Origin of the sequence: Sphingomonas sp. (assembly GCF_031426035.1) — a bacterium.
Taxonomy (GTDB): Bacteria; Pseudomonadota; Alphaproteobacteria; order Sphingomonadales; family Sphingomonadaceae; genus Sphingomicrobium.
In genome coordinates, this window is record NZ_JANPKO010000039.1 from 1 (window position 1) to 8024 (window position 8024).

The 8024-nt window shown below is 67.4% G+C and carries 8 protein-coding genes; 5 read left to right on the plus strand and 3 right to left on the minus strand.

The window, feature by feature from the left end; genetic code table 11:
• Window positions 1–169 precede the first annotated feature (169 nt).
• Together RMP08_RS02370 and RMP08_RS02375 are read left to right on the plus strand one after the other, a co-directional pair.
• The gene (locus tag RMP08_RS02370; RefSeq protein ID WP_310467369.1) at window positions 170–841 is read left to right on the plus strand and encodes a DUF6975 family protein; all 672 of its coding nucleotides are present in this window, start codon (window positions 170–172) and stop codon (window positions 839–841) included.
• Window positions 842–881: 40 nt separating this feature from the next.
• Window positions 882–1724, plus strand: coding sequence for a MoxR family ATPase (locus RMP08_RS02375; protein ID WP_310467370.1), 843 nt, complete (start codon window positions 882–884; stop codon window positions 1722–1724).
• 10 nt (window positions 1725–1734) lie between these two features.
• Here the strand turns inward: RMP08_RS02375 and RMP08_RS02380 are convergent, their stop codons facing one another.
• Window positions 1735–3132 (minus strand): methyl-accepting chemotaxis protein, encoded by a 1398-nt coding sequence (locus RMP08_RS02380; protein WP_310467371.1) that lies wholly within the window; start codon window positions 3130–3132, stop codon window positions 1735–1737.
• Window positions 3133–3226: 94 nt separating this feature from the next.
• On the opposite strand from RMP08_RS02380, the gene RMP08_RS02385 reads away from it, so the two are divergent.
• Both RMP08_RS02385 and RMP08_RS02390 read left to right on the plus strand, forming a co-directional pair.
• Complete coding sequence (locus RMP08_RS02385) at window positions 3227–4408, plus strand: VWA domain-containing protein (protein ID WP_310467372.1); 1182 nt, start codon at window positions 3227–3229, stop codon at window positions 4406–4408.
• Window positions 4405–5169 (plus strand): phytanoyl-CoA dioxygenase family protein, encoded by a 765-nt coding sequence (locus tag RMP08_RS02390; protein ID WP_310467373.1) that lies wholly within the window; start codon window positions 4405–4407, stop codon window positions 5167–5169. The genes RMP08_RS02385 and RMP08_RS02390 overlap by 4 nt, the downstream gene beginning before the upstream one ends.
• Here the strand turns inward: RMP08_RS02390 and RMP08_RS02395 are convergent.
• On the minus strand, window positions 5166–6362 hold the full coding sequence (locus RMP08_RS02395; protein WP_310467374.1) for a DUF1343 domain-containing protein: 1197 nt from the start codon (window positions 6360–6362) through the stop codon (window positions 5166–5168). The genes RMP08_RS02390 and RMP08_RS02395 overlap by 4 nt on opposite strands.
• 9 nt (window positions 6363–6371) lie before the next feature.
• A complete protein-coding gene (locus RMP08_RS02400; RefSeq protein WP_310467375.1) occupies window positions 6372–6911 on the minus strand; it encodes a DOMON-like domain-containing protein in 540 nt (179 codons plus the stop codon).
• Window positions 6912–7027: 116 nt separating this feature from the next.
• On the opposite strand from RMP08_RS02400, the gene tyrS reads away from it, so the two are divergent.
• A partial coding sequence (gene tyrS, locus RMP08_RS02405; RefSeq protein ID WP_310467376.1) for a tyrosine--tRNA ligase occupies window positions 7028–8024 on the plus strand: 997 nt, incomplete at its 3' end.

Sequence of the window (8024 nt, forward strand, 5' to 3'; positions counted from 1 at the left end):
GGCCGAAACCGCCTCCGTGGAGTCCGAACCGCGCCGCCTCGCCGCCTGATCCGTCCTTAACCTCTGTCAAGGAAAGCCTAAGGCGGCATAAACCTCGTCTTTACGGCCTTGGGTTACACCCCCTCGCCTAAGCCTCACTCAGGCGGCTCGGGACGAGGGGAATACAAGCATGGCGTCCAATCGGTTCGTCGACCGCGCGACGGTCAGCGTTGCCGAAGCCCAGCTCGACCGCGTCGCCGCAGACGGCTCGGCGCGCCATCCGCATCTCGCCGCCCTGGTCGAGGCCACCGGCCGCCATGCCGGCCGCGACATCGCCGACGCGGTGCACCTGCTGTGCAGCATCCACGGCCGCTATCCCGGCCTCATCCAGATCGCTTTGGCGCAATGCCCCAAGGGACCCGCCGGCGAGTGGCTCAATCGTGCCGCCGACGCCTTCGAGCGCGAGCGCGCTTACGTCCTCCGCCTCACCGCCGCGGTCGGGCCGATGCCCTCGACCCCCGGCGCCGCCGAGACCGAAGCGACCCTCACCGCCCAGCGCCATGCGCTCGAGATTCTCGCCGGATCGGAGCGTTGCGGCTGCGCGCTCGGCGCGGCGACCGCCTTGGTCGGCGACTGGTGGCCGCTCCGCCGCCTGCTCGACCATGCCGCGGCGCGCCTCGGCGTGACCGTCCCGCCGCCCTCGCTGCCCGACGAAGCCTCGGTCGTCGCGGTGCTCAATGCTGCCGCCGACACCCCCGCTGCCGCCCGCGCTCTGGCGTTCGGCTCCGAGCAATTGCTGCTCCAGCACCGCGGCCTGCTCGACCTGCTCGAGGCCCGCGCCGCCGCCCGCGGCGACAACTAACTCCTTGCCCGCGGCGCGTCGCCTCCCCTAGGGCGGCCGCATGCGCTTCGACGGCACCTCCACCTATGTCGCCACCGACGACCTAAAGGTCGCGGTCAACGCCGCGGTCACCCTGCGCCGCCCGCTGCTGGTCAAGGGCGAGCCCGGCACCGGCAAGACCGTGCTGGCGCAGGAGATCGCCGAGGCATTGGGCGCGCCGCTGATCGAGTGGCACGTCAAGTCCACCACCCGGGCCCACCAGGGCTTGTACGAATATGACGCGGTGGCGCGGCTGCGCGACGGGCAACTCGGCGACGAGCGCGTCCACGACATCGCCAACTACATCAAGCGCGGCAAATTGTGGGACGCGTTCACCTCGCCCACCCTGCCGGTGCTGCTGATCGACGAGATCGACAAGGCCGACATCGAATTCCCCAACGACCTCCTGCAGGAGCTCGATCGGATGGAATTCCATGTCTACGAGACCGGCGAGACGGTCAGGGCTGCCGAGCGGCCGGTGGTGATCATCACCTCGAACAACGAGAAGGAGCTGCCCGACGCCTTCCTGCGCCGCTGCTTCTTCCACTACATTGCCTTCCCCGACCGCGACACCATGACGCGGATCATCGACGTCCATTTTCCGGATATCCAGAAGATCCTGGTCGGCCGGGCGCTCGACCTGTTCTACGAGCTGCGCGAAGTGCCCGGTCTGAAGAAGAAGCCGTCGACCAGCGAGCTGCTCGACTGGCTCAAGCTGCTCCTCCACGAGGACATGCCCTTGGAAGTGCTGCAGCAGCGCGACCCGACCAAGGCGATCCCCCCGCTCCACGGCGCCTTGATCAAGAACGAGCAGGACGTGATGCTGTTGGAACGCCTCGCATTCATGGCGCGGCGGAAGGGCTGACCGCTACCGCTCAATCGTCGCGGTAAGCCAGCTCGAAATTTCCCCAGCGGCGACCGTTGAAATGGAGCGGCACGTAGACGTTCTTGACCGGGATGGTCTCGTCGCCGAGCTCCATGCGGTAGGTCATCAGCATTGCCGGCTTCTCGCTGACGATCGCGGCGCGGGTCTGCTCGTCCATGAAGATGCGGCGGTTGCGGCAGTTGGCGTCGTTCCACACCGGGTCCTCGCCGGGATTCAGGCAGCGCTCACTGAGGTGGGTCGGCAGAAAGCCGTCGCAATTGGTGATGGCCGAGCCGATCACCCGCGGCTCCTTGTGGCGGAAGCGGTCGAGGATAGGGCGGACGTGGGCGTCGGCGAAATCGCAGAAGCGGTTTTCATATTGCACCGGGTTGGTGCCAGCGATGGGGACGTAATCGCGGTCGAACACCGCCTCCATGGTGATGTCGCCGCGGGTCAGCCCGCGCTCGACCACCTCGGTGATCGCGCGCATCGCATCCTGCGCCATCACGATCATCGGCGTGTCGTCGATCTCCGCCCCGGAATTGGCCAGCGTATCGAGCATCGTCGCCGACAGCATCTCAAGGTGGCTCAGGCGCTGGTGCGCCTTGACCAGCGCGCCGCCATTTTCGCGCGCATCGCTGGCGAAATCGGTCAGGCCCGCCTTCACGCGGTCGACGCTGGACTGGATCAGGCTGGTCGAATGGGCGATGCCTTCGGTCTGGCGATCGACCATGCCGACGATCTCGTTGACCTCGCGCACGGTGTCGCTGATCGCGCCGAAGCCGAGCTGCGCGGCGCGGCTGCGCTCGACCCCGGTCTTGATCTCGCTGGTCACGGCGCCGGCTTCGCGGGTCAGTTCGCCGATGGTCGAGGCGATCTGGCTGGTTGCGGCGCGGGTGTCGTGGGCGAGCTTTTTCACCTCGGCGGCGACGACCGCGAAACTGCGCCCGGCATCCCCGGCGCGCGCCGCTTCGATCGTCGCGTTCAACGCCAGCATGTTGGTCTTGCGCGCGATCGTCTCGATCGTCGACGACACCATCTGCACCTGGTTCATCGCCGCGGCGAAGCCGGCCATCCGCTCGCCCAATTGAACGACCAGCTCGGTCAGCCCCTTGAAGCCGCCGATGGTGCCTTCGATCGCCTCGCGCCCGGCCTCGAGCTTGGCCTTGGCCTGCTCGGACAAGAGCCGCGCCTCATCGGTCGAATCCGACACCCGCGCCTGGTCGGCGAGCAGCCGGGTGGTGACGTCCTCCAGGCTGTCGAGCATCTTCATATGGTCGCCGATGCGCTCGGCCACGCCCTGGACGTAGCCGGCGACGTCGCTGCACTCCATCGACAGCGAGCCGCAGTCGCGCGCCACCGCGCGGATGGCATTTTCGGTGACTTGCTCGATGCCGTGCGTGGCCATGTGCCGCAATGCTCCCCAACCTGTGCTTGGCAGCGGGGATAGGCGCAACCTACTACTCTTTCGTTAACCACTCCTCTTGGGCTAGGCCGCGCCCATGTTCATTTCGTTCGTCGAGGAATTGCGCCGCGCCGGGGTGCCCGCCAGCCTCAAGGAGCATCTGCTGCTGCTCGAGGCGCTCGATGCCGGCGTCATCTCCGACGACCCGACCGAATTTTACTATCTCGCGCGCTCGGTGTTCGTCCACGACGAGAGCATGATCGACCGCTTCGACCAAGTGTTCGCCAAGGTCTTCCGCGGCGCGGTCGGCGGCGTCGAGGATCCCGCCGCGGCGATTCCCGAGGAATGGCTGCGCAAGGTCGCCGAACTTTACCTCACCCCCGAGCAGATGGCCGAGATCGAGGCGCTCGGCTCGTGGGACGAGATCATGGCCGCGCTCAAGCAACGCCTCGCCGAGCAGGAGGGCCGCCACCAGGGCGGCTCGAAATGGATCGGCACCGCCGGCACCTCGCCGTTCGGCGCCTACGGCTTCAACCCCGAGGGCGTGCGGATCGGCCAGGACAGTGGCCGCCAGGGCCGCGCAATCAAGGTGTGGGACAAGCGCGAATATCGCGACCTCGACGGCACTCGCGAGCTCGGCACGCGCAATATCAAGGTCGCGCTGCGCCGCCTGCGCCGCTTCGCCCGCGAGGGCGCCGCCGACGAGCTCGACCTCGACGGCACGATCGACGGCACCGCGCGCCAGGGCTGGCTCGACGTGCAGTTCCGCCCCGAGCGGCACAATGCGGTCAAACTGCTGCTGTTCCTCGACATCGGCGGCTCGATGGACAGCCATGTGCTGACCTGCGAGGAACTGTTCTCGGCGGCCCGCAGCGAGTTCAAGCACCTCGAGCATTTCTACTTCCACAATTGCATCTACGAGGGCGTGTGGAAGGACAACCGCCGCCGCCACACCGAGCAGATTCCGACCATGGACGTGCTCCACAAGTTCGGCGCCGACCATAAATTGGTGATCGTCGGCGACGCCGCGATGAGCCCGTACGAGGTCAGCCACGCCGGCGGCGCGATCGAGCATTACAATGAGGAAGCCGGCGCGGTGTGGCTCAAGCGCTTGACCGACACCTATCAGGCGGCCGCCTGGCTCAACCCGGTGCCCGAGCAATATTGGGGCTATTCGGCCTCGACCGCGATGATCAAGGCGCTGATGGGCGGGCGGATGTACGGGCTGACCCTCGACGGCCTCGACCAGGCGATGCGCGCGCTGAGCCGGCGACGGTGACCGCGGCCGCCAGCAGCGACGCCGCCGAGGCGTTGGTCAAGCAAGGCTGCGTCCGCCTCGAGCAGATCTTCGACCCGGCCCTGATCGACGCGCTGCGCAGCGAGTATCAGCGCCAGTACCCAGACCTCGCTGCGGACGGGATGAAGGTCGGCGAGCGGCGGCTCCAACTGGCGGTCCAGCTCACGGGGCCGTTCCTGTCGCCCGAGGTCTATGCCAACCCGGCGCTGCTCGCCCTGGCAACGGCGGCGCTTGGCGAGGATGTCCTGATCGACAGCATCGCCGTCGTCACCGCCTTGCCTGGCGCCGCGCCGCAGCACCTCCACAAGGACCATGACGACCTGTTCCTCGAGGTCCCCCTCGCACGCTCGCTGGTCGGGCCGTATGCGATCACCGTGGCGATCCCGCTGGTCGACCTGACGCCGGCGACCGGCACCACCAAATTGTTCCTCGGCAGCCACCGCGGCAAGCTCGACGAGGACGCTGTCGACCTGCCCTACGACCCGCGCGGCGGCTGCTATGTGATGGACTACCGCCTGTGGCACCGCGGCACCGACAATCTCAGCGCTGCCGAGCGCCCGATCATCTATCTCGTCTACGCCCGGCCATGGTTCATCGACATCATCAACTACGGCAACAACCGCCGCATCAACCTCGCCGCCGCCGACCTCGCTTCGATCCCCGCCGAGCACCGTCCACTGTTCCGCCGGCTCGCCGCATTCGGGGCGTTCGACGTGCCGCAAAACCGCCTGTTCGAAGCCTAATAGAGCTTGAACCCAGCCGATTGCGCCGCCCAGTCGGCCTCGTCGGGCGCGGTCAGGGCGTCGAGTTCGTCGGGCGCGCCATGGCCGTCGACCCACTCGCGCAACCCCGGCCCGCCATTGATGACGTCGATGGCGAGCTTGCCGAACTCATATTCATACGGAAAATCGCGCCACAGCGGATAGTCGGGATAGAGCGTGCGGATCGCGCGGAACGCCAGCGCCTGCAGCCGCCACGGCTTGAACGCGGCGTGGTCGTAAAACCCGCCCTCGGCGTGGATCATCACCCCGTGGCACAGCTGGCCGACATGCTTGTGGAACGTCGGCTCGAATGACACGTCGCGCAAAGCACAGCCGGCAAGCCATTGCGGCGCGGTCTTTTTCATCTCTGCGATCACGCTTCGCGCGTCGATGTCGGGCGCGCCGAACAGCTCGAGCGGGCGGGTCGTCCCCCGCCCCTCGCTGAGCGTCGTCCCCTCGAGCATCACGGTCCCGGCATAAGCGCGCGCCATGTTGAGGTTGGCGGAGTTGGGGCTGGGGTTGATCCACACCCGGTCCTCGGGCCAGCCGTACCCCGGCGCGGCGTCGGACCGCCACCCGTCCATCGCGATCACGCGGTAATCGACGTCGAGCTTGAAGTGGTCGACGAACCACGCCCCAAGCTCGCCCAGCGTCAGCCCGTGGCGCATCGGGATCGGCCCGGCACCGACAAAGCTCTCCCACCCCGGCAGCAGCGTCAGCCCCTCGATCGGGCGCCCCGCCGGGTTTGGCCGGTCGAGCACCCACACGCTCTTCCCCGTCTCCGCCGCGGCCTCGAGCACGTAGAGCAAGGTCGTGATGAAGGTGTAGATGCGGCAGCCGAGATCCTGGAGGTCGATCAGGATGACATCGAAGGTGCCGAGCGACTGGCCGGTCGGGCGCCGCGACTGGCCGTACAGCGAGAATACCGGGATGTTGTGGACGGGGTCGGTGAAGTCGTCGCTCTCGACCATATTGTCCTGCTTGTCGCCGCGCAGCCCGTGCTGCGGGCCGAACGCGGCGGTCAAATTGACCCCGACCCGGGCCAGCGCGTCGAGGGTGTGGACGAGGTCTCGCGTCACCGACGCGGGATGGGCGAGCAGCGCGACGCGCTGGCCGTCGAGCGGCTTGCGCAACTCGGGCTCGGCAAGCAGGCGGTCGATTCCGAACAAGGTCATGCGTGCTGCTTAGGCAAGCCGCGCCGTGAAGCAATCCGGGTGATGAAAATCGGGCGTATCCCCGGGCGGATGGGCGAGCGCCCAATAGCTTTCGCCGCCATCCTGCTCCTCGAGCACCGCCGACAGGCCGAGCTGCCACGGCTGCTCCGCATCGGTGGCGATCGTCGCGCCGACCGCCCACCAGGTGAAATTATCCTCCATCCGGACGTACGGCGGCGCCCCCACCTCCGCCCGCGCCATGCCCTCGCGATGGCTCGAAAAATCATACGCCGCCCAATTGCCCGACGGCGCGAAATTCCACTCGCGATAGGCGTCCTCCCCCACCGGCCGCAGAAACGCCTCGAAGCAGGTCGTCCGCCACAATTCATCGGCGCGCCACGGCTCGGTTAACTTAGGGATGACGAACCGCTCGGCGGGCGCCCCGACCCCGAACCAGATATTGGTCGTAGCCACCGGCCCAAGCTTGGCCGCATGGTCGATATTGACCCACAGCTTGAGCGCGGCGGTCGCCGGCGGCGTGGACGGGTGCGGCACAAGCGTGAATTGCATCGCCCTCCCCTACCGTCATTCCCGCGCAAGCGGGAATCCCGCTCAACGCCTTCGCTCAGGAAAAGAAGCTGGACCCCCGCTTTCGCGAGGGTGACGAGTTGGCTAAGCCGCGTCGCATGACCGCGTACAAATCCTCCCTCCTCCAGCTGCTCCACGAGCGCGGCTACATCCACCAGGCGACCGACGCCGCGGCGCTCGACGCGCTGGCGGACAAGGAAATCGTCACCGCCTACGTCGGGTTCGACGCCACCGCGCCGTCTCTCCACGTCGGCAGCCTGGTCCAGATCATGATGCTGCGCCGCCTGCAGCAAGCGGGGCACCGGCCAGTAGTGCTGATGGGCGGCGGCACGACCAAGGTCGGCGACCCCTCGGGCAAGGACGAATCGCGCAAGCTGCTGACCGGCGACGACATCGCCGCCAACATCGCCTCGATCCGGCGCGTGTTCGACGCGTTGCTCGACTTCGACGACGGCCCGACCGGCGCCATCCTGCTCGACAATAGCGAATGGCTCGACACCCTCGAATACGTCCCGTTCCTGCGCGAGGTCGGCAAGCATTTCACGATCAACCGCATGCTGACCTTCGATTCGGTCAAGCTGCGGCTCGATCGCGAGCAGCCGCTGACCTTCCTCGAATTCAACTACATGATCTTGCAGGCCTACGACTTCCTCGAGCTGTCGCGCCGCGCCGGGTGCCGGCTGCAGATGGGCGGCTCCGACCAGTGGGGCAATATCGTCAACGGCATCGAACTCGGGCGGCGCATCGACGGCGCCGAGCTGTTAGGCGTCACGACGCCGCTGATCACCACCGCCGACGGGGCCAAGATGGGCAAGACCGCGGCAGGCGCGGTGTGGCTCAATGCCGACCAGTTGAGCCCGTACGATTACTGGCAATTCTGGCGCAACACCGCCGACGCCGATGTCGGCAAGTTCCTCAAGCTGTTCACCGACCTGCCGCTCGAGCAGATCGCCAAGCTGGAAGCGCTCGGCGGCGCCGCGATCAACGACGCCAAGATCGTGCTGGCGACCGAGGCGACCGCTTTGCTCCACGGCCGCGAGGCGGCGACCAACGCCAAGGAGACCGCCAAGACGACCTTCGCCGGCGGCAGCGGCG